27 protein-coding genes and 1 tRNA gene are annotated in these 24106 nt (G+C 64.6%); 11 read left to right on the top strand and 17 right to left on the bottom strand.

The annotated features are described in order from the left end of the window. Positions 1-31 precede the first annotated feature (31 nt). Both AB4099_RS31730 and lipB read right to left on the bottom strand, forming a co-directional pair. Entirely contained in the window at positions 32-214 is a 183-nt protein-coding gene (locus AB4099_RS31730; RefSeq protein ID WP_113517734.1) for a hypothetical protein, read from the bottom strand. 93 nt (positions 215-307) lie between these two features. Further along, positions 308-1009: a lipoyl(octanoyl) transferase LipB gene (lipB, locus tag AB4099_RS31735; protein ID WP_441481018.1), complete on the bottom strand. Its 702-nt coding sequence runs from the start codon at positions 1007-1009 to the stop codon at positions 308-310. Positions 1010-1140: 131 nt separating this feature from the next. Between lipB and AB4099_RS31740 the strand changes: the two genes are divergently transcribed. The 6 genes from AB4099_RS31740 (at position 1141) to AB4099_RS31765 (ending at position 6499) form a co-directional block, all read left to right on the top strand. Continuing rightward, positions 1141-1410, top strand: a complete 270-nt coding sequence (locus tag AB4099_RS31740) for a FliM/FliN family flagellar motor switch protein (protein ID WP_074471588.1) — start codon at positions 1141-1143, stop codon at positions 1408-1410. A gap of 109 nt (positions 1411-1519) precedes the next feature. Continuing rightward, positions 1520-1604: transfer RNA gene (locus tag AB4099_RS31745), tRNA-Leu, on the top strand. Positions 1605-1797: 193 nt separating this feature from the next. Then, positions 1798-3204 (top strand): magnesium transporter, encoded by a 1407-nt coding sequence (mgtE, locus tag AB4099_RS31750; RefSeq protein WP_113517737.1) that lies wholly within the window; start codon positions 1798-1800, stop codon positions 3202-3204. A gap of 77 nt (positions 3205-3281) precedes the next feature. Continuing rightward, positions 3282-4208 (top strand): glycoside hydrolase family 25 protein, encoded by a 927-nt coding sequence (locus tag AB4099_RS31755; protein ID WP_441481019.1) that lies wholly within the window; start codon positions 3282-3284, stop codon positions 4206-4208. 221 nt (positions 4209-4429) lie between these two features. Beyond that, complete coding sequence (locus AB4099_RS31760; protein WP_441481020.1) at positions 4430-5398, top strand: glycoside hydrolase family 25 protein; 969 nt, start codon at positions 4430-4432, stop codon at positions 5396-5398. Between the two features lie 105 nt (positions 5399-5503). Beyond that, entirely contained in the window at positions 5504-6499 is a 996-nt protein-coding gene (locus AB4099_RS31765) for a CorA family divalent cation transporter (protein WP_113517740.1), read from the top strand. A gap of 22 nt (positions 6500-6521) precedes the next feature. Here the strand turns inward: AB4099_RS31765 and dmeF are convergent, their stop codons facing one another. Both dmeF and AB4099_RS31775 read right to left on the bottom strand, forming a co-directional pair. Continuing rightward, the gene (dmeF, locus tag AB4099_RS31770) at positions 6522-7508 is read right to left on the bottom strand and encodes a CDF family Co(II)/Ni(II) efflux transporter DmeF (protein WP_113517741.1); all 987 of its coding nucleotides are present in this window, start codon (positions 7506-7508) and stop codon (positions 6522-6524) included. 19 nt (positions 7509-7527) lie between these two features. Then, positions 7528-7794, bottom strand: a complete 267-nt coding sequence (locus AB4099_RS31775) for a metal-sensing transcriptional repressor (protein ID WP_113517742.1) — start codon at positions 7792-7794, stop codon at positions 7528-7530. 214 nt (positions 7795-8008) lie between these two features. Here AB4099_RS31775 and AB4099_RS31780 point away from each other — a divergent pair, with 214 nt between their 5' ends. Continuing rightward, entirely contained in the window at positions 8009-9181 is a 1173-nt protein-coding gene (locus AB4099_RS31780; RefSeq protein WP_113517771.1) for an isovaleryl-CoA dehydrogenase, read from the top strand. A gap of 4 nt (positions 9182-9185) precedes the next feature. After that, the gene (locus tag AB4099_RS31785; protein ID WP_441481021.1) at positions 9186-9704 is read left to right on the top strand and encodes a gamma-glutamylcyclotransferase family protein; all 519 of its coding nucleotides are present in this window, start codon (positions 9186-9188) and stop codon (positions 9702-9704) included. Between the two features lie 200 nt (positions 9705-9904). Here AB4099_RS31785 and AB4099_RS31790 read toward each other — a convergent pair whose 3' ends face one another. From AB4099_RS31790 to AB4099_RS31805, 4 genes are all read right to left on the bottom strand, one after another. Beyond that, positions 9905-11701, bottom strand: coding sequence for an ABC transporter ATP-binding protein (locus tag AB4099_RS31790; RefSeq protein ID WP_113517744.1), 1797 nt, complete (start codon positions 11699-11701; stop codon positions 9905-9907). 305 nt (positions 11702-12006) lie between these two features. Then, positions 12007-13020 carry a linear amide C-N hydrolase gene (locus tag AB4099_RS31795; RefSeq protein WP_441481033.1) on the bottom strand — a complete coding sequence of 338 codons (1014 nt, stop codon included), beginning with the start codon at positions 13018-13020 and terminating at the stop codon, positions 12007-12009. Between the two features lie 120 nt (positions 13021-13140). Further along, the gene (locus AB4099_RS31800; RefSeq protein WP_162768382.1) at positions 13141-13314 is read right to left on the bottom strand and encodes a hypothetical protein; all 174 of its coding nucleotides are present in this window, start codon (positions 13312-13314) and stop codon (positions 13141-13143) included. An 8-nt stretch (positions 13315-13322) separates the two neighbouring features. Beyond that, entirely contained in the window at positions 13323-13745 is a 423-nt protein-coding gene (locus tag AB4099_RS31805) for a rhodanese-like domain-containing protein (RefSeq protein ID WP_113517746.1), read from the bottom strand. Between the two features lie 110 nt (positions 13746-13855). On the opposite strand from AB4099_RS31805, the gene AB4099_RS31810 reads away from it, so the two are divergent. From AB4099_RS31810 to AB4099_RS31820, 3 genes are all read left to right on the top strand, one after another. Then, positions 13856-14545 carry a DUF599 domain-containing protein gene (locus AB4099_RS31810; RefSeq protein WP_113517747.1) on the top strand — a complete coding sequence of 230 codons (690 nt, stop codon included), beginning with the start codon at positions 13856-13858 and terminating at the stop codon, positions 14543-14545. A gap of 100 nt (positions 14546-14645) precedes the next feature. Next, entirely contained in the window at positions 14646-15344 is a 699-nt protein-coding gene (locus tag AB4099_RS31815; RefSeq protein WP_441481022.1) for an alpha/beta hydrolase, read from the top strand. Positions 15345-15474: 130 nt separating this feature from the next. Then, positions 15475-15741, top strand: coding sequence for a DUF3253 domain-containing protein (locus AB4099_RS31820; protein WP_441481023.1), 267 nt, complete (start codon positions 15475-15477; stop codon positions 15739-15741). A gap of 28 nt (positions 15742-15769) precedes the next feature. Here AB4099_RS31820 and AB4099_RS31825 read toward each other — a convergent pair whose 3' ends face one another. The 9 genes from AB4099_RS31825 to crcB form a co-directional block, all read right to left on the bottom strand. Further along, the gene (locus tag AB4099_RS31825) at positions 15770-16558 is read right to left on the bottom strand and encodes a YdcF family protein (protein ID WP_441481024.1); all 789 of its coding nucleotides are present in this window, start codon (positions 16556-16558) and stop codon (positions 15770-15772) included. Positions 16559-16730: 172 nt separating this feature from the next. Beyond that, on the bottom strand, positions 16731-17165 hold the full coding sequence (locus AB4099_RS31830) for a lysozyme inhibitor LprI family protein (protein WP_441481025.1): 435 nt from the start codon (positions 17163-17165) through the stop codon (positions 16731-16733). 132 nt (positions 17166-17297) lie between these two features. Then, complete coding sequence (locus AB4099_RS31835; RefSeq protein ID WP_441481026.1) at positions 17298-17918, bottom strand: glutathione S-transferase family protein; 621 nt, start codon at positions 17916-17918, stop codon at positions 17298-17300. Between the two features lie 96 nt (positions 17919-18014). Next, the gene (locus AB4099_RS31840) at positions 18015-20015 is read right to left on the bottom strand and encodes an acetyl-CoA carboxylase biotin carboxylase subunit (protein WP_441481027.1); all 2001 of its coding nucleotides are present in this window, start codon (positions 20013-20015) and stop codon (positions 18015-18017) included. Between the two features lie 120 nt (positions 20016-20135). Further along, a complete protein-coding gene (locus AB4099_RS31845) occupies positions 20136-20573 on the bottom strand; it encodes a hypothetical protein (protein ID WP_113517753.1) in 438 nt (145 codons plus the stop codon). Positions 20574-21005: 432 nt separating this feature from the next. Then, the gene (locus AB4099_RS31850) at positions 21006-21686 is read right to left on the bottom strand and encodes an HAD-IA family hydrolase (protein WP_113517754.1); all 681 of its coding nucleotides are present in this window, start codon (positions 21684-21686) and stop codon (positions 21006-21008) included. Between the two features lie 55 nt (positions 21687-21741). Then, the gene (locus tag AB4099_RS31855) at positions 21742-22224 is read right to left on the bottom strand and encodes a hypothetical protein (protein WP_113517755.1); all 483 of its coding nucleotides are present in this window, start codon (positions 22222-22224) and stop codon (positions 21742-21744) included. Between the two features lie 91 nt (positions 22225-22315). After that, the gene (locus AB4099_RS31860) at positions 22316-23584 is read right to left on the bottom strand and encodes an RluA family pseudouridine synthase (protein ID WP_113517756.1); all 1269 of its coding nucleotides are present in this window, start codon (positions 23582-23584) and stop codon (positions 22316-22318) included. Further along, on the bottom strand, positions 23581-23964 hold the full coding sequence (gene crcB / locus AB4099_RS31865) for a fluoride efflux transporter CrcB (RefSeq protein ID WP_113517757.1): 384 nt from the start codon (positions 23962-23964) through the stop codon (positions 23581-23583). The genes AB4099_RS31860 and crcB overlap by 4 nt, the downstream gene beginning before the upstream one ends. Between the last annotated feature and the right edge of the window lie 142 nt (positions 23965-24106).

Below are 24106 nucleotides of genomic sequence, written 5' to 3' on the forward strand. Positions count from 1 at the left end.
CGCAGGGGCGCGAGCGCAAATCCGCCCGCTCTCAGCGCGCCACCGCAGGGGCTGCCACGGCGCCGATCGCGCCCCCCGCAACCGCTCCGATCGGCCCGCCGATAAGGGCCCCCGTGCCGGCGCCGGCAGCCGCGCCGGCGATGATCTTGTCGTTGGTGGTGCAGGCACCCAGCACGACCGCGCAGGCGGCCGCGAACATCACTGTCCGGATCATCTTCGTCCCCGTTTCCGATTCATCCCACAGCGGGAGGTTGGCCGGCTTTGGTCAACGGATGGTGAACGAAGGATGAAGAGCCTTCGTCGAGGCTCAGGCGAGAACCGTCGCCCCGAAGATCCGCTCGAACTCGGCGCGCAGCATCGAATCGACCTCCGGGAGCGTCACCGGCAACCCGAGATCAACCAGCGAGGTCACGCCCTGGTCGCTGACGCCGCAGGGCACGATTCCCCCGAAATGCGAGAGCTCCGGCTCGACATTCAGCGAGATGCCGTGGAACGAGACCCAGCGCCGGACGCGGATGCCGATGGCGGCGATCTTGTCCTCGCTATCCGCTCCTTTCTCGGGCCGGCGCACCCAGACGCCGACGCGGTCCTCGCGCCGCTCGCCGCGGACATTGAAGCGCTCGAGCGTGCCGATCAGCCAGGCTTCGAGGGCGGCGACGAATCGCCGGAGGTCGGGATCGCGACGCTTCAGGTCGAGCATGACATAGGCCACCCGCTGGCCGGGACCGTGATAGGTGAACTGCCCGCCCCTGCCGCTCTGATGCACCGGAAAGCGTTCGGGCTCGATCAGATCGGCCTCGCGGGCCGAGGTGCCGGCGGTATAGAGCGGCGGATGTTCGATCAGCCAGACGCGCTCGCGAGCTTTGCCGTCCGCGATCAGCGCCGCACGTGTGTCCATCTCGGCAACCGCCTCGTCATAGCCGACTAGCCCCTCGGCATGGACCCATTCGACGGGCTCGGAGCCCGGCTGCGCCAGGAATGAAACCGCAAGCGCCTCACGTGTCTTCACGGTGCATTAACTCTGTTTGTTCAACGATCGCTAACCGGCTACCGCCAGTCGCCGGCAGGCTCATGCGCCGAAGCCGGCCGGCAGGCAAGTTTCGTTGGTTGAATTCGCAAGTAGGGTTTCGGAGGCAGGACTTGAAGGCCGATCTCGATCTCGTTTCGGTGGAGCTCACCGTGGTTCTGGGCTCGACTCAGATGCCGATCTACAAATTGCTGCGCATGGGCCGCGGCGCGATCATCGAGCTCAACGCCACAGAGAACGACGAGGTTCAGATTCTCGCCAACAATCACCCCTTCGCCCGCGGCAATGTCGTCGTCAGCGGTTCGCGCATCTCTGTCGAGATCACCGAGCTCCTGAAGCGCCCCACGGTCTTCAGCGCGCAGACCATTGCCGAGGCCGCCTGAAAAGGATTTCAAAGTTTTCCACACAACGAGCTTGTCGCGACGGATTCGATTTGTTAGACCCGCGCCGCTCCGGAGTTCACCGCCTCACCGCGGTTTTCTCTTAGCCGCTGCGGTCATGGCGGAATTGGTAGACGCACTACCTTGAGGTGGTAGCGGGGAGACCCGTGGAGGTTCGAGTCCTCTTGACCGCACCAAATTCAGGCTGATGCCTTGAAACGGCGACCCTCGCGGGTCGCCGTTTTGGTTTTCGGCCCTGCCTGCAATGAAACGTGAGGTCGCCGCGGCGCGTTGCCAGCACAGCCCACGGCTGACACAAGGGGCCCTTCCCTCGAATCCATGCCTCTTCCTCGAATCCAAGCCCTTTCCTCGAATCGTGGAGCCGGACCGATGGTCGAAGCCGAAAACGCTCCCGACGAATCCGCCACCCGCAGGATCCGCGACGAAGATGGCGCGATCGACCCCGCGCTGGTCGAGCAGGTCTCCCAGGCCGTCCTGCTCTCGGACATCACGACGTTGCGCGGCATCGTTGCCGACATGCACGAGGCCGACCTCGGTGCATTGCTGGAAGCGCTCGACGCCGATGAGCGCCCGCGCCTGATCTCGTTGCTCGGCTCCGATTTCGACTTCACGGCACTGACCGAAGTCGACGACACCGTTCGCGAGGAGATTCTCGAAGAGCTCTCGGCTGAGACCGTTGCGGAAGGTGTGCGCGAACTCGACACCGACGACGCGGTCTACATTCTCGAGGACCTCAACGAGGCGGACAAGCAGGAGGTTCTGGACAAGCTCACACCCTCCGAGCGCATCGCGCTGCAGCAGGGTCTCGACTATCCCGAGGATACGGCCGGCCGGCGCATGCAGAGCGAAGTCATCGCCGTGCCGCCTTTCTGGACGGTCGGCCAGACCATCGACTTCCTGCGCGACACCGCGGACCTGCCCGACCGATTCTTCGAAATCTTCGTCGCCGACCCCGCGCATCATTTCGTTGGAACGGTGCGGTTGGACCGGCTGCTGCGAAATCGGCGCCCCGTGGTGATTTCCGATCTGCTGGAGGAAGACCGCCGGGTCGTCGCGGCGACCGACGAGCTCGAAGACGTGGCCCGGCTCTTCCAGCGCTACAACCTGGTTGCGGCACCGGTCATCGATGCGACCGGCCGTCTCGTCGGCGTGCTGACCATCGACGATATCGTCGACGTCATCGAAGAAGCCGCCGACGAGGACGTGAAACAGCTCGGCGGCGTCAATCCCGACGAAGAGCTCTCGGACCCGGTCCGAAAGATCATCTGGAGCCGCTTCAGCTGGCTCTTCGTCAACCTGATGACCTCCTTTCTCGCTGCCGCAGTGATGAGCCTGTTCGAGAATCAGCTCGCGAAAGTCGTCGCGCTCGCGATCCTGGCGCCGATCGTGGCAAGCCAGGGCGGCAATGCCGCAACTCAGACGATGACGGTCGCGGTCCGCGCACTGGCCACGCAGGAACTTGGTGCGTGGAACCTGCGCCGCTTCTTCACACGCGAACTCATCGTCGGCCTGGTGAATGGCTTCGGCTTTGCCGTGATCACCGGCGCCATCGCCGCAGCCTGGTTCGGCAGCGCAGGACTGGGCGCCGTCATCGCGATTGCGATGGTCGTTACCCTGATCTCGGCCGCCATTGCGGGCGTCCTCATTCCGCTGGTGCTCGACAGGCTCGACATCGATCCGGCCATTGCATCGGGAACCTTCGTCACCACCGTCACCGACGTCGTCGGCTTCTTTGCCTTCCTGGGGATCGCCACGCTTCTGCTCGGCCTGGGGTGACGAATGCGAAAACTTCGGTAACGTAAACCGGGCGTCAAGTTTTCTCCGCAATTCTCCGCGAGATGATCCCCCGTCGCATGTTTCGCCTCCGCGCAGCCCCGTTTCTTGTCGCCGCCGCACTCGCGGTCCTTGGCGGCTGCGTGGCGTTCGAAGGCCGCTATCCTCAGAAGGGCGATGTCAGGCCGCATCCTGGCGTCGCGAGCGCCCTGAACTATCCCGTCCAAGGCATCGATATCTCGCGCTGGCAGGGCGAGATCGACTGGGCGGCGGTCAAGGGTGCCGGCACCCGCTTCGTCTACATGAAGGCGACAGAGGGTGGCGATCACATCGACCCCTCCTTTCTGCGCAACTGGGAAGGCGCCCGCCGGGCCGGCGTGCCGCGCGGCGCCTACCACTTCGTCTTCTGGTGCCGCCCCGCCCATGAGCAGGCGGTCTGGTTCAAGCAGCACATCCCGAACGATCCCGGCGCCTTGCCGCCCGTGCTCGATGTCGAGTGGAACGGCCATTCCAAGACCTGCCCGCAGAAGATCGACCGCTCGCTGGCACTGGAGAAGATCCAGCTCATGCTGACCGAGCTCGAGCAGCTCACCGGCAAGAAGCCGATCATCTATACCGACATCACCTTCCACAAGGACGTGCTGGAGGGACAGTTCAACGAATATCCCTACTGGATCCGCTCGACTGCAGCGAAGCCCGAGACCCGCTACGAGAACCGTCCCTGGGCCTTCTGGCAGTTCACCACGACCGGCCGCGTGCCCGGCATCAAGGGCGATGTCGACCGCAACTCATTCTTCGGCGACGAGGAACAGTTCATCGGCTGGATCAATGGCGAGTTCGACATCGGGCGGAGGCAGTGGACCAAGCGGCGCGCCTCCCCGGCACAGCCCAGCCCCAGCATCGTCAATGATCCGGAATTCGAGCCCCCCGTCAGCCAGGCTCCGCCCGCCCCCGTCATCCCCGGCGCGCTGAAGCCGGTGCCTTCCTCACTGCAGATGGACGGATAGCAGCGCCCTGATCATCCGTCCGGATTTCGCATCCGATCCGCTGATCTGAGCCTTCTGTGTTTGCATCGGCCTTCCCGAAAAGCCGCAATCCACTTTTCGGGCCGATGCTTCAGCGGGCGCGCCGGTTAACCAACCCTGAAATCATCCGCTCGCATCCGAGCGAACGCTTACCGCGCCTTAACCACGCCTGCCGCACCACTGCTTGCATGCAGGAGGGGCGGATGCCGGCGCGTATGAAGACCGATTACAAGGGACTGCGGTGCTTTCTTGCAGTTCTCGGCCTTGCACTCGGCAGCGCCGGCCCCGCCTTCGCGCTCTATCCCAAGAAGGGCGACGCCTCGCCCCATCACGGCGTCCGCGATGCACGCCGCCAGGCGATCCAGGGCATCGACATCTCGCGCTGGCAGGGCGAGATCGACTGGGCCAAGGTCAAGGATGCCGGTACCCGCTTTGCCTTCATCAAGGCGACCGAGGGCGGCGACCACCTCGACCCCAATTTCCGCAAGAACTGGGAGGGGGCGAAGAAGGCCGGCGTGGCGCGCGGCGCCTACCATTTCGTCTATTGGTGCCGCCCGGCCAAGGATCAGGTGCGCTGGTTCAAGCGCCATATCCCGAAGGACCCGGATGCCCTGCCGCCTGTGCTCGATGTCGAATGGAACGGCGAGTCGGAGAGCTGCGGCAAGAAGATCCCGCGCGATAAGGCGCTCGCCAAGATCAGCGAGATGCTGAAGGGCCTGCAGGAACACACTGGCAAGAAGCCGATCATCTATACCGACATCACCTTCCACGAGGATGTGCTGGAAGGCGAGTTCAACGATCATCCCTACTGGCTGCGCTCGACCGCGGCCCCGCTGCGCCACCGCTATGAGCGCAGCAAATGGGAATTCTGGCAGTTCACCACCACAGGACGCGTGCCCGGCATAACCGGCGATGTCGACCGCAACGCCTTCTTCGGCTCCGAGCGGGAATTCGCGGCCTGGCGCGAGGGCCGCTTCGACATCGGGGCCCGGAAGTGGCGGGGTGGCGAACCGAAGGTAGCCGGAAACCGCGCGCCCGCGACATCGGCCGGTTCCAAGGCTCCGCAGGCTGCCGGAGGCGCAACGCTCAAGATGCTGCCTCCCGCGCGCGTCCCGGGCAAGGCGACCGCCAACCGTGATCCACAAGTGACCGGCTCTCTCGCCCGCGATTGACTCTGCGGCACCCGTTGCGCTGTCACGAGGCTGTCATGATACGCGCGCCCTGATCCGGGGCAGCGCAACCCCTTATGAGAAATCGCCCGCCAGGGCGTGGCCGGAATGCTCCATGATCTGCAATCCCGGGCCGGGTTCGTCTGGGTCTACCATTTTGATGCCGACGGCCGTGCGCATCTCCTTCCTCGTCGCGAGATGCCCGACCTTGCGCTCCCCGAGGCCGAGTTCGTCTGGATCCATCTCGATCTCGTGCATGGCCGCGCCAAGCAATGGGTCGCCGATTGCAGCGCTCTGCCCGCCGAGGCGCAGACCCTGTTCCTGACCCAGGACGACCATCAGCGCCTCCATCACAATCGTGACTTCGCCTGGGGCATCACCTTCGACCAGATCCGCGAGGTCGGCAGCCCCGCCGATGAGATGGGCATGCTGCATTGGATCATCGCCGACCGGTTTCTGCTGACGGGTCGGCGACAGGCCATGCAGGCGACGCGCCTGACGCGCGACGCATTGGAGGCTGGCTACCGGGCAAGTTCGCCCGTGATGCTGTTCGAGCGCATCATCGAGTTCGTCATCGAGGATGTCGCCGAAGCGGTGATGCAGCTGACCGAGGACACCGACTCGATCGAGGACCATGTCATCGACGAGCGCGTCAGCGACGAGGCGCGCCGATTGGGTTTGATCCGCCGGCGGACTGTGCGGCTGCACCGCCAGCTCAACGGCCTGCACCAGCTCTTTCGTCGCTTTTCGGAGAATGCCTCGACGCGGGCCGCTCCGGAGACCGTGAAGAGCGCCGCAAGCCGGCTCTTGCAGCGCGTCGACACCATGCTGACCGATGTACAGATCGTGCAGCAGCGCGCCCGACTGCTGCAGGACGAGATTGCCTCGCGCCTGACCGCCCAGACCAACAGCCATCTCTACGTGCTCTCGATCCTGACCGCGACACTGATGCCGGCGACGCTGATCACCGGCCTGTTCGGCGTCAACACCAAGGGCCTGCCCTTTCTCGAGAATGAATGGGGCTTCGTCTATGTCGTAATCCTGTGCGCACTGGCGGCGCTCAGCGTATATCTGCTGCTCAAGCGCCGCGACATGATCCACTGAGCCCGGGCAGGCTCCTGATGCATCACAGCGCGGCGACGCGCGGGTTCACCTCGACTGTGACATGGGACAGCATCGGCAGCCCGGCAAGCAGCGCCTTGTAGGCGGCCGGCGGCTTCGGATGGGTGGCCACGACCGAGACGATCGCCGAGCAATGCCCCGGCCCAACCTGCCAGAGATGCAGGTCCGCGACCTCTGCGCCCTCGGCGGCAAGCCGGGCCTCGATCCCCGCGGCGAGAGCCTTGTCGGGCACCGTGTCGAGGAGCACCGCCCCCGACGCGCGCAGCAATCCGAACGACCAATGGGCGATCACCAGCGCGCCGACGAGGCCCATCGCCGGGTCGAGCCAAACCCAGCCATAGAGGCTGCCGCCGAGCAGCGCGACGATGGCAAGCACGGAGGTGAAGGCATCCGCCAGCACATGCAGATAGGCCGCCTGCAGATTATGATCCCGCCCACTCCGGGCCTGGTGGTCATGATGGTGATCGTGGTCCGAGCCACCATGCGCATGATCGTGGTGGTCATGGTGATGCGCATGGCCATGGTCATGTCCATGCTCGCCCTTCAGCAGCCAGGCGCTCGCGAGATTGACCGCAAGGCCCAGAACCGCGACGGCAATCGCCTGCCCGAAGACGATCGGCACCGGATGGACGAGCCGCATCACCGATTCCCAACCGATGAAGAGAGCGACGAGCGCCAGCACGAGCGCGCTAGCGAAAGCCGCGAGATCGCCGAGCTTTCCGGTGCCGAAGCTGAAGCGTGGGTCACGGGCATGGCGCCGCGCGAAGCGATAGGCGAGAGCCGCGATCAGCAGCGCCGCCGCATGGGTCGACATGTGCCAGCCATCGGCGACGAGCGCCATCGAGCCGAACAGCGTGCCGGCGACGATCTCGCCGACCATCATCGTCGTGGTCAACGCAATGACGATCCAGGTGCGGCGCTCATTGTCGTGATGGTCTGCGCCGAGGAAGACATGGTCGTGGCGTGGTGCCAGGCTGGCCGGTTCGGACATCGCTGGAACTCCGGTTGGTTCAAAGATACTTGGTCAGCGCCTTCAGGCTCTCGATCGAGCGCCGTGTCTCGGGTGTCTGCGTGCCCGTCGCCTCGAACAGGTGATGGTCGATATGGTCGAAGATCAGCAGCATCTTGACCTTCTCCAGCGCCTTCTCGACCGCCTGGAGCTGCTGCACCACTTCCGGCACCTCGCGCCCTGCCCCGAGCATCTTCACGACGGTGTCGAGATGGCCCTGCGCCCGGCGCAGCCTTTTGACGATATCGGGATCAAGTGCGTGGCTCATGCTTATATCCTATCCAGGGGGATAGGATATGTAAATTGATAACAGGCGCTCCCGCCCCCCTCTCCGTCGCCGGCAGCAAGTGGCGTGGCAGATCAGCCGTCGGTGTGGTCACGCCCATCCGGGAGATGGCGCTGGAACAGCCTGACAGCGTCGCAAAGCGCGCTATAACGCTGCAATGCCGTGCCCGATGCGCGGCATCTTCCGGGAGGCCACCATGCTCGCCAATGCCCCGCGCCCGTTCAATTTCGATCTCGGCGAGACCGCCGACGCGATCCGCGACACGGTCCATGCCTTCGCGCAGGAGAAGATCGCGCCGCGTGCCGAGGAGATCGACCGCTCCAACCAGTTTCCGCGTGACCTCTGGCCCGAGATGGGTGCGCTCGGCCTGCACGGCATCACGGTCAGGGAAGAGGATGGCGGCGCAGGCCTCGGCTATCTCGAGCATGTCGTGGCGATCGAGGAAGTCAGCCGGGCCTCCGCTTCGGTCGGCCTGAGCTACGGTGCCCACTCGAATCTGTGCGTCAACCAGATCGCCCGCAACGGCAATGCCGCGCAGAAGGCGAAGTACCTGCCAAAGCTGATCTCGGGCGAGCATGTCGGATCGCTCGCGATGTCCGAGCCCGGCGCCGGCTCGGACGTGGTCTCGATGAAGACACGGGCCGAGAAGAAGGGCGACCGCTACGTCATCACCGGCAACAAGATGTGGATCACCAATGGCCCGATCGCCGAGACGCTCGTGGTCTACGCCAAGACCGACCCCGCCGCCGGCGCGAAGGGCATAACCGCCTTCCTGATCGAGAAGGGCATGAAGGGCTTTTCGACCGCCCAGAAGCTCGACAAGCTCGGCATGCGCGGTTCGGACACCTGCGAGCTCGTCTTCGAGGAGTGCGAGGTCCCGGAGGAAAACGTGCTCGGCCAGGTCGGGCGCGGCGTCAACGTGCTGATGTCGGGGCTGGACTATGAGCGCGTCGTGCTCTCGGCCGGGCCCCTCGGCATCATGCAGGCGGCCATGGACGTGGTCATGCCCTATATCCACGAGCGCAAGCAGTTCGGCCAGTCGATCGGCGAATTCCAGCTCGTCCAGGGCAAGGTCGCCGACATGTATGTGATGATGAATGCCTGCAAGGCCTATGTGTATGCCGTCGCCAAGGCCTGCGATCGCGGCGAGACCACGCGAGAGGACGCCGCCGGCGCCATCCTGATCGCGGCCGAGAAGGCGACACAAATTGCGCTCGACGCCATCCAGCTTCTGGGCGGCAACGGCTATATCAACGATTATCCGACCGGCCGCCTGCTGCGCGATGCAAAGCTCTACGAGATCGGGGCCGGCACCAGCGAGATCCGCCGCATGCTGATCGGCCGCGAACTGTTCCAGAAGACGAAGTAGGCCAGTGCCCCTCTATTTCGCCTATGGTCTGAATATGGACATCGCCGGGATGGCCAAGCGCTGTCCCGGTTCGAAGCCGCTCGGTCTCGCGCGCCTGCCCCGCCATCGCTTCATCGTGACGAGGGATGGCTATGCCTCGGCCATTCGCGATCCGCGCGAAACCGTCCATGGCGTGCTCTGGGACTGCTCGCTCAGCGACATCCGTGCACTCGACAAGTTCGAGGACATCGCCAGCGGTCTCTATGTGAAGATCAGCCAACCGGTCATCGTCGAGGGCGGCGCCAAGCGGGCCCTGGTCTATGTCGGCCGCAGCGGTACGCTCGGAAAGCCACGCCCCGGCTATATGGAAACCGTCATCGCCAGCGCCAAACACTGGGCATTGCCAGAGGCTTACGTCACAGGCCTGAATCGATTTCTGACCAAGCCGAATCTGGACATGAAGTCGTTGAATCCGGATGTGAGCGCAGAGCTTCCGCCCGGCCCCGTCGCGGGTGTCCGGCCGCGAGCCTTGGCACCGAAATAGATCGTCCGGGACCTCCTCATCTCCCCTGGGCGCGCTTTGCGTATGGCCGGGACAAGGCCGACCATACGCAGAGGCCGCTCCGCCGGGCAGTCTGGCGGCTCAATGCATCGGCCCGAAAAGTGGATTGCGGTTTTCGGGAAAGCCGATGCAGTCATAGAAGGTTGGATCATCGGACCGGATACGATATCCGGCCCGATGATCTATGCCGCCAGACCCTTCGCCAGTTCGCTGACCTGCTTCTCGAACAGCGCGCGATAGGCGCCGTTCTCGCGGGTGAGCAGCGCCTCGTGGCTGCCCTCCTCGACCACCCTGCCGCGATCGAAAACCAGGATGCGGTCCATCGCCCGCACCGTCGAAAGCCGGTGCGCAATGACGATGGTGGTGCGCCCCTGCATCAGGCGCTCCATCGCCTCCTGGATCAGCGCCTCCGATTCCGAGTCGAGGCTCGAGGTCGCCTCGTCCAGGATCAGGATCGGCGCGTCGGCCAGGAAGGCACGCGCGAGCGCAACACGCTGGCGCTCGCCACCCGAGAGCTTGACGCCACGCTCGCCGACCAGCGTCGCGTAGCCCTTGGGCAGGCGCATGATGAAGTCATGCGCGTTGGCGAGCTTCGCCGCCTGGACAATCCGGGCCATCGAGGCGCCCGGCTTGGCGTAGGCGATGTTCTCCGCCAGCGAGCGGTGGAACAGCACCGGCTCCTGTTGCACGATGGCGATCTGTGCGCGCAGGGAGGTCTGCGTCACATCCGCGATGTCGCGCCCGTCGATGGCGATGCGCCCCCCGGAGACGTCGTAGAGCCGCTGGACCAGCTTGACGAAGGTCGTCTTGCCCGAGCCGGAGCGCCCAACCAATCCGACTTTCTCGCCGGCCCGGATCGTCAGCGAGAAGTCGCGATAGAGCGGCTCGACATGACCTCCGTAATGGAAGGTCACCCGCTCGAAGGCGATCTCACCCGCCGGCACCACCATGTCGGTCGCCCCCGGACGATCGGGCACGCCGTAGGGATGCGCGTGCATGGCGACGAGCTCCTCCATGTCGTTCACCGAACGCTGGAGGTTGTGCACGTGCTGGCCGACATCGCGCAGATAGCCGTGAACGACCGCATAGGAGGTCAGCACGAAGGCGACGTCACCCGGCGTGGCCTGGCCGTTGGCCCAAAGCCAGATGACGAGGCCGATGACCGCGGCGCGAAGCGCCAGCAGGACGATCTGCTGGGCCGTGCCGGAGGTCGTGCCGCGAACCCATGTCCGGCGAGTCCTGAGGGCCCATTTCGCCAGGACGCCGGCCAGGCGACCGTCCTCGCGCAGCTCGGCGCCATAGGCCTTGACCACCGGGTTGCACGAGATCGCATCTGCCAGCGCACCGCCGACACGCGTGTCCCAGCTATTGGCGAGCCGCGCGGCGGGAGCGACATAGCCGAGCGACAGCGCGATCGTGACGCCGACATAGATCACCGAGCCGAGGAAGACGACGAGGCCCATCGCCGGCCAATGCCATGCCAACAGTGCCGTCGTGCCCACCAGCACGACCAACGACGGCAAAAGCGCGATCAGGACTGTGTCGGTCAGCAGGTCGAGTGCCCACATCCCACGCGTGATCTTGCGCACCGTCGAGCCGGCAAAGTTGTTGGCGTGCCAATCGGTCGAGAAGCGTTGCAGGCGTGCGAACGCCTCCTGAGCCGTCTCGCTCATGGTGCGCAATGTCATGCCGGTGATGCCGATGAAGCCGAGATGCCGGAACAGCACGCTGACCGCACCGAGTGCGAGCATCGCGCCCAGCGCCCATAGCGCCGCATCGAGTGCGCTGGCGCCCTCGCCCGCCACCGCATCGACGAGGCGGCCGGCATAAAGCGGCATGAACAGGTCCGCTGCAGTTGCCGCCATCATGGCACCAGCAACGCCGAGGACCGGCCCTGGCCGGCGCGCCCAGTGCCGGAATGTGAAGCCGAGAACGGCCCGGAACGGCTCCTGCCGCCCGGTTGAGGATTGAAGAGACATAGAAATATTCGGCGCCGCGCGGGAGCCGACTCCAAATCAGGTGGAGCCGATGCAAATGCAATCGTCTCCGGATGAAACGTAGAGATGAAAAACCCTGGCTGAGGACCGCCTCAGGCGGGCCGCGGCAATGTCCGACCTAGTGGCGGGACATTCGTGGGGGAGTGGCGACGATGATCATGAATTGCATTCAGCCCTCCCCATTCGCGTGTTGAAGCCAAGGCGGACAACATGCCGCATCGGCAGCGAACGCGCAAGCCGCTTCATTTGCAACCGGGGCATGTGTGACCTCGGGGGCACAGGCAATCCTAGGGCAACCCTAGAAAGCGGAACGGCCGCGCCTCACTGAACGCGCCCGTCGCATCTCCCGCAAAGATATGGCTCTGGTTCTCGCCGAGATTGAGCTTCATCACCTTGCCGAGCTCCGGCGAGAAATCGACGGCCTTGAGGTCGACCCAGAACGTATTCGGCGTCAGTGCCGATTCGAAGAAGTAAAGCTTGCGCTTATGATCGATCACCGTGCGCCAGCGTGTCGAAGAAATATTCGGCTCATCTGGCGTTGCGATGCCGAATGGCACCGAAGCATTGCGGATCACGCTGAACACGCTCGCCACCGCAATATTGGCATCGTCGAATTTCGGGATGGCATTGATGTAGAACGAGGCGCGGGCAAACCGATCGGCGGCTCGGTTCGTCCCTGGCAGCATCACCGTTCCGCCGATCTGCTTCCAGTAGGCATTCAGGGACAATTGCTCGTCGAAGGCCGGCGAATTTGTCATCACCTGGTAATCGCGGCCATGATGAATGACGAGCTTGCCGTTGATATACTCGAAGATCGCGCTGTCGCCCGACGCATCGGACAAGGACAGATGCAGGGTAGCGAGCCGGTCCTCCCCCGGCACCTTGTCGGTGACGATGGTGAAGGGCTCGGCGCGCAGCGCCCCGACCGCCTCGGCCACCGTTGCGAAGTTGTCGAGCGCATATTGAGCCCAGGCCGCAATCGTCAGTCCAGGCTTGGACGCATCCAGGGCCGGATATTGCGACTCCACCAGCCAGAGCACGTTTGCGGCGAGGCCAGCTTCGTTCATCCCGTCCGTCGTCGAGACGTCGTAGCCTGACGCAATCACGCTGCCATAGCGCGACGTCCAGTGCAGCGAGTTCGGCCCGGCTTCGCCGCTGCGCTGCATTCCTCGGGGAAAGATCCAGAGGTTGGTCGAGACGTCATTGCGCCAGTCCATCGAGCGGGCCGTGATGACCATGCCGCCCTTGCCGAGATAGACCGCCCGCGTGCACGCCTCGGCCGTGACAGAGGCGATGAGCATTGCCGCCAGGGAAGACGCGAGAACGCGCCGGGTCCAGCCTGGAACAATCGTCATCCTTGCCCTCCTTGCTTGCAGCAACGCCCCTCGTATCCAAGCACAATACGGGGCTTGGCGGATTTCCTACCAGAACAGGGCAAACAGCCTGACAGCAATCACCAGCAGGAAGGCGACAATGATCGTGCCGAGCACCTGCTGGCGCTTGGCGCGATCGGGAAACTGGCGAGCCAGCAGGCGCCCGAGCGGCTTGCGGAAGATGAAGCCGGCGACGAGCAGAACGATCAGGATATGGGACAAGATGCAGGCTAGCCCTTGTCGCTGGCGTTCCGCGGCTCCGGCGCATCGAAGGGCGCACCCGCCTTCTTCCAGGCGCCGAACCCGCCGGCGATATGCGCCACCGGCTTCAGCCCCATCTCCTGCGCGGCCTGCGCGGCAAGCGCCGACCGCCAGCCGCCGGCGCAGAAGAAGACAAACCGCTTGTCCGCCTGGAACACCGGCTTGGCATAGGGGCTTTCCGGATCGATCCAGAATTCGAGCATGCCGCGGGGGCAGTGGAAGGCACCCGGCATGCGCCCTTCCCGCTCCAGTTCGCGCGGATCGCGCAGATCGACGAAGACGACGTCGTCACGGCCGACCAGCGCATTCGCCTGCTCGACGGAGAGCGTCTCGACCTTGGCCTCGGCTTCCGCCAGCAACGCCTTGTAGCCCTTGGTGATCAGTTGCGGCATTGCCAGCCTCCATCTCGTCGGCGGCACCGTGGCTGCTCGTGCACATCGCGTCAATCGCGGGCTTGCAGCGCCGCCATGCCGACAGCACTCTGGCCCAAGGGAGGCGATTCATGGCCGGCTTCACGACGATCGATATGATCGCCTTCATCTTCTTCGTTGCCTCGTGGCTTGGCTATGGCCTGGCCGTGGAAAAGGGCCCGCATGCGGAGCGAAGCCTCAACGCGCGGATGAATCTCCGTCGCGCGCGCTGGATCCAGGAATCAGTAAGACGCGAAAACCGCATCATCGATACCCAGGTGATGAACGGGCTTCAGAACGGCACCGCCTTCTTCGCCTCGACCTCCCTGATCGCGATCGGCGGCTCGCTCGCCCTGCTGCAATCCACCGACCGCGTCGTCGCGATCTTCGCCGACCTGCCCTTCACAGCGCCGACCTCGCGCGCGGCCTGGGAGATCAAGGTGATCGGGCTTGCCGTGATCTTCGCCCATGCGTTCTTCAAATTCGCCTGGAGCTACCGGCTCTTCAATTATTGCGCGATCCTTCTCGGCGCGATCCCGCCAAGGGAACGGGTGGACGAGCAGGAGACGAAGGAGGCCGTCCGCGAGACCATCGCGATGAACATCGCCGCCGGGCGGCATTTCAACCGCGGCCAGCGCGCCTTCTTCTTTGCGCTCGCCTATCTCGGCTGGTTCATCGATCCTTGGCTGTTCCTTGCCGCAACGGCCGCCGTGCTGACAGTGATGTGGCGTCGGCAGTTCGCTTCGGAATCCGCGCGAATCTTCACAAGTCCCGGTCACTGATTCAAGCAGCCTCGCCGACGCGATTGCACTGGACACCGGCGGAAGCTCCGTGAGACCGTCAGAATTGGGGGCGAGCCGATCCGCGGATCAGGAGGCCAGCATGAGCAAGCAGACAGCAATTGTCCTGGTGCATGGTTTCTGGGGCAATGCCTCACACTGGAACAGGGTGATCCTCGAACTTTCCCGCAAGGGCTATACATCGCTCCACGCCGTCGAAATGCCGCTGACCTCGCTGGCCGATGACGCCGAGCGCACCCGCAAGATGGTCGCGCAGCAGAAGGGCCCTGTGCTGCTGGTCGGGCACTCCTATGGTGGCGCAGTGATCACGGAAGCCGGAGATCTGCCCAATGTGGTAGGTCTCGTCTATATCGCGGCCTTTGCCCCAGATGCTGGCGAGAGCCCGGGCGGAATCACTCAGGAACACCCGCCAGAGGCGGCAGCGAACCTCTCTCCCGACAGCGACGGCTATCTCTGGGTCCTGCCCGACAAATTTCATGAGAGCTTCTGCCCCGACCTGACGCCCGAAGAGGGCTTCGTGATGGGTGTGACGCAGAAGGCCCCGCTTGCCAGCACCTTCGGCAACACCATCACCGCGCCAGCCTGGAAGAAGAAGCCATCCTGGTACCAGATCTCCGGTGAGGACCGGATGATCGCGCCCGCGAACCAGGAGCGCATGTCAGCCCGCCTCAACGCGCGAAAGGTCATCACGCTCGCTGCCAGCCACGCCTCGCTCGCCTCCAAACCTGCCGAAATCGCGGCTCTGATCGACGAAGCAGCGAAGGCGACCGCACCGGCCTGAGCCCTTCGTCTCCGCGCACTGCCGCGGTGGGCTACCACAGTGCCTTCGACACCACGGGGCCAGGCAAGCCGATCTCGCCGCCATGGCCTCGCCGCTTGACGAATCCTGCATCCCTGCCTCTCTGGGAGGCATGACCGACCAAGTTGACGCCCTCGAAGCCGCCATACTCGACCTGCTCACGGAGGCAGGACCGGGTCGTACGATCAGCGCGATGGATGCCGCGCGCCGCGTCGGCGGCGACCATCCCGATGGCTGGGGGCCGCTGATGCAGCCGATCCGGCGCATCGCCGTGCGGATGATGAAGGAAGGCCGCCTGGTCATTACCCGAAAGAGCCGCCCGGTGGATCCGGACGATTTCCGGGGCGTCTACCGCCTGTCCTTCCCGAGCAGCGAATAGGCCCCAGCCACGCGCAGCCTCCGCGACGTCAGGGAGCGGGGAACAGCGCGTCCGTATAGCCGGCGGCGTAATAGGCAACGAGACCAGCCCATTCCTTGAAGGCAAGCTCTGCGATGTCGAGGCCGCGGGACGCCTCGCGGTAGGGCCGGAAGAAATCGGCCGGTTCATTGCCCGAGAGATAGTCGACCGGGAACGCCTCCACCGCGAAACCGGCCTTGCGGAAGACGCCCATCGCGCGCGGCATGTGCCAGGCCGAAGTCAGGAGCAGCCAGCGCTCGCCGGGCTTCGGCATCACGAGGTCACGGGTGAAGATCGCGTTCTCGCGGGTATTGCGCGACCTGTCCTCGAGCACCACCCGCTCGGGCGGCAGGCCCAGTGCCTCGAACAGCAGCCTGGCGCCATCGGCCTCCGTCCTGATCACAGGCGAGAGCAGATTGGCGCCACCACCGGTGAAGGCGATCTTCGCCTCCGGATACAGCCTGGCGAGCTCGACCGCCTTGGTCATGCGGGCACCGGCATGGTTCAGCACGATGTCGCCGCGCGCGACGCCGATTGCGCCGCCCAGCACGATGACGCCGGTAACCGGCCCCTTGGCGGCCTCCTGCTGGGGAAAGCGGTTCTCCAGCGGCCGCACGATGATGCGCGGCAGCGGACTGAAGGACAGCACCAGGATGCCGAGCATAGCCAATCCGCCGAGCCAGCGCGCCGAACGCGCAAAGCGGGTGAAGGCCAGCAGTGCTGCCAAGGCCGCCAGCAGGATCAGCAGATTCACCGGCGAGAACAGGAACCAGATGATCTTGGACAGGACGAAAAACATCGACGGACTCCGGAACGCACCGGCTGTCTAAAGCATCGGCCCGAAAGGTAGATTGCGGTTTTCGGCACAGCCGATGCAGACACAGCAGGCTAGATCATTGCACCGGATGCGCTATCCGGTCCCATGGTCTAGCCGATGAAGAGACGACGCTGCATTAACGACGCAACGACCCTCAACGGATGATGCTGGGTGGATTGGAGGGGCGGCGCACCGGACTGCGCTGGCCGACCATTCGCTCAAGCTCGAGCGAACGGCTGGCCACCTCGCGCAACATGCAGCCCGCCTGCATCCCTGCCACGCGGGCAGACGGCTGCATGCTCCCGTAGAACGCGCATTTCTGCGCGGCATAGCCTTCCCAGGCGACCTGAAGCGCGGCGAACTGGCCGCGCGCCCCGCTGTCGGCGTTGCGCATCACCGCCAGACTCGCAAAAGTCAGGCGCTCGCGCCAGACTGCCTCTTCCCGCCTCGCGCAATCGGCTTCGGCAACGCGCCGATCGCCTGAAGCCGCCCGCACGCAAGTGACCGCCACCGAACCGATGCAGGCACTGGCAGCGGTATCGCTCTGGCTCAGGCAGGACACCATCTGCATGCGATCGGCCGACAGCACCGGGCTCGAGGGAGGCGACTGCGACCAGGCGCTACCGGCGGCTATTGCCGCCAAGCCGAATGCAAGAATTCCGAAGCGGGTCATGGTCACCATCATGTCAAGCTCTGCAGGGACGGCAAGGCGGCGACACGCTCACGTGATCGGCAAAGGCAGCGCCGGCTTCGCAGCAGGCCGGGCCACCACTGTCTCGTACCAGCGCTGGACATTCGGCCGGGACGCACGCGACACCGGCATGTTGAGCCAGCGATGCGCGCCCGGGGCGACGGTGATATCCGCCATGCCAAAGCGCGAGCCCGCAAGGTAATCACGCGAAGCGAGATGCCCTTCGAGTATGTCCAGCTTCGCCTCGGTCTTGGCGATGGAGGCCTCGACCACAGCCATGTCGCGTTTTTCCGCCGGTGTCCTGATCAGACCGAGGAAGGCCGGAGCCATCGCCGGCTGCAGCTCGGCAATCATCCAGTCCATCCAGCGATCGGCCTCGGCGCGGCGCGAAGGATCTTCCTCCCAGATCCAGCCGGCCCCGTAGCGGGCCGCAAGATAGCGCACGATGCTGCCGGACTCCCAGATGCAGACTTCGCCGTCCTCCAGAACGGGGATCATGCCGTTGGGGTTCTTGGCGAGATAGGCCGGCTCACGGTTGCCCCCGAAGGCGCCGCCAAGATCGATCCGCTCGAAGCTCTGGCCAACCTCACCGGCCGCCCAGACGGCCTTCTGCACATTGATGGAACTGATGCGTCCCCAGATCGTCAGCATGTAGAGCTCCCCGCCACCCTTTGGCGGGGCAGACTTTCCCGCCTGACGCGACGGAAAGCAAATCGTTCTATCGGCACGCTGCCCGCCGCCTCAAGCTCAGGCAAATTCCATGATCACGGCATCGACCGCGAGCGAATCGCCCTCCTTGGCGAGGATCTTCGCGATGGTGACGTCCTTCTCGGCACGCAGCACGTTCTCCATCTTCATCGCTTCGACCATGCAGAGCGCCTCGCCGGCCTTGACCTCCTGGCCGACCTTCACCGACACGGCCTTGACCAGCCCCGGCATCGGACAGAGCAGGAATTTTCCGGTATCGGCCGCAACCTTCTCCGGCATCAGTGCGGCAAGCTCGGCCTCGCGCGCCGTATAGACATGAGCGCTGGCATAGGCTCCGGCATGGCCAAGCGATACGCCGTTGAGGATCGCCCTCACCTGCGCCGCAATCGAGACACCATCGAGCGTGCCGCGCCAGACCGGTTCGCCAGGCCGCCAGTCGGAGGCGATCGCCAATGAGCGCTCGCCGAAGCTGACGAGGATCGTCTCGCCCTGCTCCACAACGACACCCTCGAAGCGCTCGCCGCCGAGCGTCACGATGCGGGTGCGCTCGAACTCGACCTTGCGCCACCCCTCCATCTGGGCCGAGACATGTCGCTTGCGCTGGTTGAGACGGTGATCGCAGGCGATCGCAATCGCGGCCATGCGCAGCGCGATCTCTCCCTTCGGCTGCGGCAGGGAAAAGCCCTCCGGAAACTCCTCGGCGATGAAGCCCGTCGACAATTGTCCGGCGATCCAGCGCGGATGCTGCATCAACGCCGAGACGAACGGGATGTTGTGGCGGATGCCCTCGATGGCGAAACCGTCGAGAGCACGGGCCTGCGCCTTGATCGCCGCCTCGCGCGTTGGCGCATGGGTCACGAGTTTTGCGATCATCGGGTCGTAATAGATCGAGATCTCGCCGCCTTCGAAGACACCCGTGTCATTGCGGACGGTCGCCTCGCCATCGGGTCCTTCGGCCGGTGGGCGATAGGTCACCAGCCGGCCCGTCGACGGCAGGAAATTGCGGGTCGGATCCTCCGCATAGACGCGGGATTCGACAGCCCAGCCATTCAGTTTGACATCGGCCTGCGTCAGCCGGAGCCTTTCGCCATAGGCGACACGGATCATTTCCTCGACGAGGTCGATGCCGGTGATCATCTCAGTGACGGGATGCTCGACCTGGAGCCGGGTGTTCATTTCGAGGAAGAAGAAGGAGCGGTCCTGCCCCGCGACGAACTCGACCGTGCCGGCCGAATCATAATTCACCGCCTTGGCCAGGGCCACCGCCTGCTCACCCATCTTGCGCCGGGTCGCCTCGTCGAGCAGCGGCGAAGGCGCCTCCTCGACGACCTTCTGGTTGCGGCGCTGGATCGAGCACTCGCGCTCGCCGAGATAGATGACGTTGCCGTGCTTGTCGCCAAGCACCTGGATCTCGATATGGCGCGGATCGACGATGAACTTCTCGATGAAGACGCGATCGTCTCCGAACGAGGACGCCGCTTCCGATTTCGCCCGGGCAAAGCCCTCGGCGACTTCACCGGCCGAATGGGCAATGCGCATGCCCTTGCCGCCGCCACCGGCCGAGGCCTTGATCATCACGGGATAACCGATCTCGTCGGCGATCTTCACGGCTTCGGTGGGATCTTCGATGACGCCGAGATGGCCAGGAACGGTCGAGACCTTGGCCGCTGCAGCCGCCTTCTTCGACTCGATCTTGTCGCCCATCGCGGCAATCGCGCCGGGATTGGGGCCGATGAAGACGATACCCGCATCCTTGAGCGCCTGGGCGAAGGCCTCGCGCTCGGACAGGAAACCATAACCGGGATGGACGGCCTCTGCCCCCGTCGCCTTGCAGGCGGCGATGATCCTGTCGATCAGCAGATAGGATTCGGCAGCAGGCGCAGCGCCGACATGCACGGCCTCATCGGCCATCTCGACATGGAGCGCGTCGCGGTCGGCGTCCGAATAGACGGCGACGGTCTTGATGCCCATCCGCCGGGCGGTCTTGATGACACGGCAGGCGATCTCGCCACGGTTCGCGATCAGAATCTTCGTGAACATGGGTGGCGTCTCCCGGCTGTCTGAAAACACTGTGACAGTCGGGGTTTATTGGAGGCCGCAGCCCGCGTCCACTGATGCGAAAGTTCGGGAATGGGCGGCGGGCTGTGCGTGACCGCCTGATCAGTTCGTCCGAAGAACGCGTTCGAGACGCTGGCCCGGCACCATGAATGTGCTTTTGCGCATGGCGAAGGCGATCAGCATCTCGTCGCAGCGATCCGCCTCCCGCACGATCTCGAAGGCAATGCGTCGCGCCGTCTCCGTCGGGCCGTCGCCGGCAGACAGCGTCGTCACCAGCCAATGCGCCTTCTCGCGGTCGATCACGCCTGTCGGGCGGCTTTCCCAGACAGCGAAATCGACGACCAGCGTGATCAGGTAATTGGCGAAGGACGCACTGGTTGCGACGACGGCGCGATCCAGCGCAATCAGAACATCGATGACATCGCGCGTCATCACGCTATCGACCAAGATTTCGCGCTGAAGCATCTTGGTGTCTTGATCGTCGATCGCGTGCTTTTCCATCACGCGATCGACGAATTCACGGAGCTCATGACCAATCATCGTTCGACTCCTGCCCAGCTTTATTTTGCGCCGGTGCGTTCCTGTTGTGGGAACACCATGACGCGGCACCCGCCAGCAGGTGGTTAACGGCCAAATCTGAACTTCTGTTCAGGTTAAACGGTCCTGATCGGACGTGGTTGCGAGGATGTTACTGAAGTACCGCCCATGCATCGGGTCGCGGTCGAAATCCCGCACTGAATCGGATTCCGCTCGACGGCACGTCGTCCTCCTCGCCGCGATGACCGGACTTAGGGGATCTCTCTTACGGAGAGGGCGTTTCGGCTGCGCTGTTTGCGGCGATTTCCAGTTCGACCGGGACATCGGTGCGGAGGAGCGAAACAGTGACATGGATCAGTTTTCGCGCCGATCCGTCGGCGCGAAAAGACTGTGGAACCCGATCGGAGCAGGAACTTCGCTGCGCCTTCGCTGTCCTCAGGTCCGCTCAGCCACCACGAGCCCGTCAATGATGTCCGTCAACTCGGCACAATCGGTGAGGACGTGGCGCGCGCCGAGCGCCTGCAGGGATGCCACAGGCTGGAAGCCCCAGGAGACGGCAACCGGCGTGACCCCGGCGGCAACCGCCATCTGGATATCGAAGGAACTGTCGCCGACCATCAGGGTGCGTTCCGGCCGCGCGCCGGTTTCCCTCATCGCCTGCAGGATCATACCGGGATGGGGCTTGGACGGCGCATCATCGGCCGTCTGGATCGTCGCCATGTGCTGACGCCAGCCATAGCGCTCGACGATGTAGTCCGCGCCCCGACGGGACTTGCCGGTCGCGATGCCGAGCACCGTATCGGGCCGCGCAACCAGCGCGTCCAGCATAGCCGCAACGCCCGGGAAGAGCGGCTCGGCGAGGCTTGGATCGGCCTCGGCCTGCCGCCGCATGGCGCCGAATACCTCTCTGTAGGTTTCCGTCAGTTGGTCGTCGGGGCGTTCCAGCCCCGCCAGCTGCATCAGCGCAATATCCAGCGTCAGCCCGACGATGCCGAGCCCTGCCTCGCGGCCTGGATAGACCAGGCCGCAACGCTTGAAGGTCTCGACCTGGGCGCCGAGGATGATGGCGGCTGAATCGATCAGCGTGCCGTCGAGATCGAATATGACGAGGTTCATGCTGGCGCTTTATCGTGGATCACGACTGCGATCCACTGCGCCCGGCGCGACTCCGTCATGACCGGCTCTCGCGGGCGCAATCCGCGACCGCCTTGCGCAGGTCTTCGCCGTCGAGCCCCTTCGCGCGGCTCTCCTTGCGACATTCGGCGCGGGCTGCCAGATCGGGCCGCTTCGCCTTGAAGCAGGCAGCCAGTGCTTCGCGCCGCGCGGCGCCAGTCAGGCTCCCCTGATCGGCTTCCGTCTTGCAGGCGGCACGCGCCGTCACGGCCGTGGGCTTGCCGTCGCGCGTCAGCCCATCGCGGGCATAGAGTTGGACCCCCGGAAACTTCGCCTGCATGCAATCGCGCATGGCTTGGCGCAAATCGTCGCCACTCAGCGCAATATGTTCGGCGACACAATCCTGCCGCGCCTTGGCGCGCTCGACGCGCGGCACAGGCTCATCTGCAGCAGCAGCTTGTGGAGCGGTTGGTGACTGCGCAGCGGCAGATGTGGCAAGCGAAAGGGCCAGGCCGGCAAGAACGAAGGCGAAACGCGTCATGGGAGCACCTGCGTAAGAGTGACGAGAACAAAATTAGAACATATCCGCTTTTGTTCTGCAAGCGTTCTCTTACGCTAGGTCACGCCAACACCTACTCGTCGGGCGCGTCCACGATCGGGTCATAGCGCTCGTCCTCGAAACCGAGCAGATTCCAGGACTGGCGCATATGTGGCGGCAGCGGCGCGCTGACATCGATCGTGCCCTTGCCGCGCGGATGCGGCAGCACGATGCGGCGAGCTAGCAGATGCAGCTTGTTCTGGATGCCGCCCGGCAGCTCCCAGTTCTGAATGTTGAAATATTTAGGATCGCCGACGATCGGGTGGCCGATATGGGCCGCATGCGCACGCAACTGATGGGTGCGGCCGGTCACCGGTTTCAGCGAGAGCCAGCCGAGCTTCTGCGCCGCAGTCTCGACCACGGCGTAATAGGTCACGGCATGCATAGCACCATCGTCGCCATGTTTGGCGACCGCCATCCGCTGATCGCCATCATAGGCTTCCTCGCGGGCAAGATAGGTCGAGATCCGGCCCTGCCGGACGCGCGGGACGCCAGCAACCAGCGCCCAGTAGACCTTGCGGGCCGAGCGCGAACGAAAGGTCTTTGCCAGCGTCGCCGCCGCAAAACGCGATTTGGCGATGACGAGGCAGCCCGACGTATCCTTGTCGAGCCGGTGTACGAGGCGCGGCTTCTGGCCGTCCTTGCCGGTCAGTGCGTCGAGCATGCCGTCGACATGGCGCGTGGTGCCCGAGCCGCCCTGCACGGCGAGGCCGGCAGGCTTGTTGAGGACCATGACATCATCATCCTCGTAGAGCGTGATCGAACGCAGGAATTCGAGCGTGTCGGAATCGGCCTTGACCGAACGCGGACGCTCCGCCTGCTGCTCGAGCTTCAGCGGCGGAATGCGCACGGTCTGGCCGGCCTCGAGCCGGTCCTTGCTGTCGGCGCGCTTGCCGTTGACGCGCAGCTCGCCCTTCCGGACGATCCGCTGGATATGACTGAAGGACAGCTGCGGAAAGCGTGTCTCAAGGAAGCGATCGATCCGCATTTCGTTCTCGTCCGGCGTCACGACGAGTTGCTGAACGCCGGTGGCAAGCACCTCTGCGGTCACGGCCTTGACCTCGGCCCGCGTCGGTCCGGCTGGGCGCTGTGCCCGTTGCACTGGCGACCTGCCAACCGGTGCCCGCCGCGCGACGTCCTCGCCCTCGCCCGGCCTGGCCTGACCCGAAGCGCGCGTTTGCCGGCGCGCGTCATGGCTCGGCCGCTTCTTCCCGGCACCGGCTGCGGGAGGCCTGCCGCCGCGCCCCGCTTGCCCCTTGCTGCCGGAGCCCTTGCTTCCGGAGCCCTTGCCACCTTGCCTCATGATAGCCCCCGGACGAGTGCGAGGCCACCGACCAGCGCTGCCAGAGACAGCGCGACGGAGCCCAGAACATAAATGGTGGCGAACCCCAGTTGGCCGCGCTCCCAGAGCAGAACGGCCTCAAGCGAGAACGCCGAGAAAGTCGTGAATCCGCCCAGGACGCCCGTGGTTAGGAAGAGGCGCGCCTGTTGCGACCAGCCTTCGCCCGCCTTGAAGGCGAGCCAGCCGACAATCAGCCCCATGATCCCCGAACCGAGAATATTGATGGCCATTGTGCCATAGGGAAAACCCGTCCCCAGCCATTTCAGCGAGGTGTAGTTGACGCCGTGTCGCAGCGCGCCGCCGATGCCGGCGCCCAGGAAGACGAGAAACGTGGATGTCATCGTCCTGCAATAGCCAGCACACCCGACCTGCACAAACGAAATCCGGTCTCAGGCCCCGACAATCACGGGAGTGCGGCCTCTCACGGCGCAATTGACACACCCGGAGCCCGTGACGACAGATGACCACCGACGACAATGCCTT

This window comes from Allobosea sp. 2KB_26 (assembly GCF_052115715.1).
Taxonomy (GTDB): domain Bacteria; phylum Pseudomonadota; class Alphaproteobacteria; order Rhizobiales; family Beijerinckiaceae; genus Allobosea.

Excerpts from the sequence above, each read along its gene's own strand:
- dmeF (WP_113517741.1), bottom strand. The coding sequence starts at position 7,508 with ATGTCCGAACCGGCCAGCCTGGCACCACGCCACGACCATGTCTTCCTC.
- AB4099_RS31790 (WP_113517744.1), bottom strand. The coding sequence starts at position 11,701 with ATGTCTCTTCAATCCTCAACCGGGCGGCAGGAGCCGTTCCGGGCCGTT.
- AB4099_RS31850 (WP_113517754.1), bottom strand. The coding sequence starts at position 21,686 with ATGAACCTCGTCATATTCGATCTCGACGGCACGCTGATCGATTCAGCC.
- AB4099_RS31805 (WP_113517746.1), bottom strand. The coding sequence starts at position 13,745 with ATGCCGCAACTGATCACCAAGGGCTACAAGGCGTTGCTGGCGGAAGCC.
- AB4099_RS31775 (WP_113517742.1), bottom strand. The coding sequence starts at position 7,794 with ATGAGCCACGCACTTGATCCCGATATCGTCAAAAGGCTGCGCCGGGCG.
- AB4099_RS31860 (WP_113517756.1), bottom strand. The coding sequence starts at position 23,584 with ATGAGGCAAGGTGGCAAGGGCTCCGGAAGCAAGGGCTCCGGCAGCAAG.
- AB4099_RS31760 (WP_441481020.1), top strand. The coding sequence starts at position 4,430 with ATGCCGGCGCGTATGAAGACCGATTACAAGGGACTGCGGTGCTTTCTT.
- AB4099_RS31855 (WP_113517755.1), bottom strand. The coding sequence starts at position 22,224 with ATGACGCGTTTCGCCTTCGTTCTTGCCGGCCTGGCCCTTTCGCTTGCC.
- AB4099_RS31795 (WP_441481033.1), bottom strand. The coding sequence starts at position 13,020 with ATGCTCATCGCCTCTGTCACGGCCGAGGCGTGCACGCGGGCGGTCTAT.
- AB4099_RS31820 (WP_441481023.1), top strand. The coding sequence starts at position 15,475 with ATGACCGACCAAGTTGACGCCCTCGAAGCCGCCATACTCGACCTGCTC.
- AB4099_RS31825 (WP_441481024.1), bottom strand. The coding sequence starts at position 16,558 with ATGTTTTTCGTCCTGTCCAAGATCATCTGGTTCCTGTTCTCGCCGGTG.
- AB4099_RS31765 (WP_113517740.1), top strand. The coding sequence starts at position 5,504 with ATGCTCCATGATCTGCAATCCCGGGCCGGGTTCGTCTGGGTCTACCAT.
- AB4099_RS31780 (WP_113517771.1), top strand. The coding sequence starts at position 8,009 with ATGCTCGCCAATGCCCCGCGCCCGTTCAATTTCGATCTCGGCGAGACC.
- AB4099_RS31845 (WP_113517753.1), bottom strand. The coding sequence starts at position 20,573 with ATGATTGGTCATGAGCTCCGTGAATTCGTCGATCGCGTGATGGAAAAG.
- AB4099_RS31835 (WP_441481026.1), bottom strand. The coding sequence starts at position 17,918 with ATGCTGACGATCTGGGGACGCATCAGTTCCATCAATGTGCAGAAGGCC.
- AB4099_RS31840 (WP_441481027.1), bottom strand. The coding sequence starts at position 20,015 with ATGTTCACGAAGATTCTGATCGCGAACCGTGGCGAGATCGCCTGCCGT.
- AB4099_RS31810 (WP_113517747.1), top strand. The coding sequence starts at position 13,856 with ATGGCCGGCTTCACGACGATCGATATGATCGCCTTCATCTTCTTCGTT.
- mgtE (WP_113517737.1), top strand. The coding sequence starts at position 1,798 with ATGGTCGAAGCCGAAAACGCTCCCGACGAATCCGCCACCCGCAGGATC.
- AB4099_RS31730 (WP_113517734.1), bottom strand. The coding sequence starts at position 214 with ATGATCCGGACAGTGATGTTCGCGGCCGCCTGCGCGGTCGTGCTGGGT.
- crcB (WP_113517757.1), bottom strand. The coding sequence starts at position 23,964 with ATGACATCCACGTTTCTCGTCTTCCTGGGCGCCGGCATCGGCGGCGCG.
- AB4099_RS31755 (WP_441481019.1), top strand. The coding sequence starts at position 3,282 with ATGTTTCGCCTCCGCGCAGCCCCGTTTCTTGTCGCCGCCGCACTCGCG.
- AB4099_RS31815 (WP_441481022.1), top strand. The coding sequence starts at position 14,646 with ATGAGCAAGCAGACAGCAATTGTCCTGGTGCATGGTTTCTGGGGCAAT.